This window comes from Microbulbifer mixtoriginis (SeqCode) (assembly GCF_052466715.1).
In genome coordinates this window covers 4770001-4772461 of sequence record NZ_CP174288.1, presented here as the reverse complement: position 1 = coordinate 4772461, position 2461 = coordinate 4770001, and the positions used below count along the sequence as shown (strand labels likewise).

Here is a 2461-nt window from a genome sequence, read left to right as displayed (position 1 = left end):
GGAGGCTCCGCAAGCACTTTATGTAATAAATCTCCAAAATGCTTTTTGGTTAAAAAAAAGACTGTAAATGCATCCCCTGATGGTGGAAACGGAAAATATAACTATGAATAAAATCCCCACATCACTATCGGGGAATATACGCGTAGTTTTTTAGAAGCACGGCACTATCCACACTATTTGGCAGCCAGATTGAATAACTATTAGGGATACTAGGCTATAGGGGATAAATTTCTGGGAGTATTTAGTAGCTTACTAACTCTGGTAGTTTTGAAGCCATTAAAAATACAAACCTAAAGTTCATGAAAGTAGTTTTAAGTGTGTATCCAGTGGCAAATTTTTGCAGAAGCTCTGAAAAACTTGAAGAAGAAACGTAAAGATCTTTTAGGGGTTTATTTTTTGGAGTGGAAACTGACTAATTTATTTGGAGCTATTTTTGCAAGCTACTGGAAACACTGGGCCCACACTGTATGGCGAACAGCTCTCGTCAGCCTGCGGTGTATGGCTCCGGGGTTGCGAACGATTCACATAGCAGCGCAGGCACGCGAGATAGTGAAAATATTTTACCGTACCCCAAAAAGAAACCCCGGTAGCGCAACCGGTGAGGGACTCTTTTTTTAGAAACCTGACAGCCGGTATCGGTTGAGCCTGCCGAAGGTAGCTCGGAGGGTGTGAACCACAGGCGCGAATCACTGTGGCTTTACCCGCAGCGCGTCTTACTTCTTTCCCTTTCTAAGTTTTTTGGTTTGTTAATTATTTTTTAGCCATAAAAAAAGGGCCACCCTGTTGGGTGGCCCTTTCGGATTAGAAGCCTGACGATGACCTACTCTCACATGGGGAAGCCCCACACTACCATCGGCGATGTTGCGTTTCACTTCTGAGTTCGGCAAGGGATCAGGTGGTTCCACAACTCTATTGTCGTCAGGCAAACTGGCTTGGGTTGGCGTTGGTCTTATAAGCAATTTTGCTTGGCCTGCCGCGTTATCGCTGTTTGCCTCGGTCTGTTGACCGGCGATAACCCCAAATAAGTCGGTAAAACAATCTGTAGTAATACACCGCAAGCGATCATTGTGTGTCTTTCATTCCACAATCCGCTAGCTTAGCTAGTCGTTAGTAACCATCTCTGTTGTATGGTCAAGCCGCACGGGCAATTAGTACTGGTTAGCTCAACGCCTCACAACGCTTCCACACCCAGCCTATCAACGTGGTAGTCTTCCACGGCCCTTTAGGACTCTCAAGGAGTCAGGGAAATCTAATCTTGAAGGAGGCTTCCCGCTTAGATGCTTTCAGCGGTTATCCCGTCCGAACATAGCTACCGGGCAATGCCACTGGCGTGACAACCCGAACACCAGAGGTTCGTTCACTCCGGTCCTCTCGTACTAGGAGCAACTCTTCTCAAATTTCCAACGCCCACGGCAGATAGGGACCGAACTGTCTCACGACGTTCTAAACCCAGCTCGCGTACCACTTTAAATGGCGAACAGCCATACCCTTGGGACCGGCTTCAGCCCCAGGATGTGATGAGCCGACATCGAGGTGCCAAACACCGCCGTCGATGTGAACTCTTGGGCGGTATCAGCCTGTTATCCCCGGAGTACCTTTTATCCGTTGAGCGATGGCCCTTCCATACAGAACCACCGGATCACTATGACCTACTTTCGTACCTGCTCGACATGTCTGTCTCGCAGTCAAGCGCACTTATACCATTATGCTCATTGCATGATTTCCGACCATGCTGAGTGCACCTTCGTACTCCTCCGTTACTCTTTGGGAGGAGACCGCCCCAGTCAAACTACCCACCATACACTGTCCTCGATCCGGATAACGGACCAGAGTTAGAACCTCAAACATACCAGGGTGGTATTTCAAGGACGGCTCCACAATAACTAGCGTTACTGCTTCAAAGCCTCCCACCTATCCTACACAAGTAGGCTCAAAGTTCAGTGCAAAGCTGTAGTAAAGGTTCACGGGGTCTTTCCGTCTAGCCGCGGGTACACTGCATCTTAACAGCGATTTCAATTTCACTGAGTCTCTGGTGGAGACAGCGTGGCCATCGTTACGCCATTCGTGCAGGTCGGAACTTACCCGACAAGGAATTTCGCTACCTTAGGACCGTTATAGTTACGGCCGCCGTTTACCGGGGCTTCGATCAAGAGCTTCGCCGAAGCTAACCCCATCAATTAACCTTCCGGCACCGGGCAGGCGTCACACCCTATACGTCCTCTTACGAGTTTGCAGAGTGCTATGTTTTTAATAAACAGTCGCAGCCACCTGGTCACTTCGACCGGCCTCAGCTTAGGGAGCAAGTCCCATCACCAAAACCGGCGTACCTTCTCCCGAAGTTACGGTACCATTTTGCCTAGTTCCTTCACCAGAGTTCTCTCAAGCGCCTTGGTATTCTCTACCTGACCACCTGTGTCGGTTTAGAGTACGATTCACTATTGCCTGAAGCTTAGAAGTTTTT

2 rRNA genes (1 of these 2 cut by a window edge) are annotated in these 2461 nt (G+C 48.6%); both read right to left on the bottom strand.

Going from position 1 to position 2461, the window contains the following annotated elements:
• Positions 1 to 807: 807 nt before the first annotated feature.
• Positions 808 to 923 (bottom strand): 5S ribosomal RNA (gene rrf, locus ACJJH9_RS21195).
• A 204-nt stretch (positions 924 to 1127) separates the two neighbouring features.
• Positions 1128 to 2461: ribosomal RNA gene (locus ACJJH9_RS21190) — 23S ribosomal RNA — on the bottom strand; it runs 1548 nt beyond the window's last position.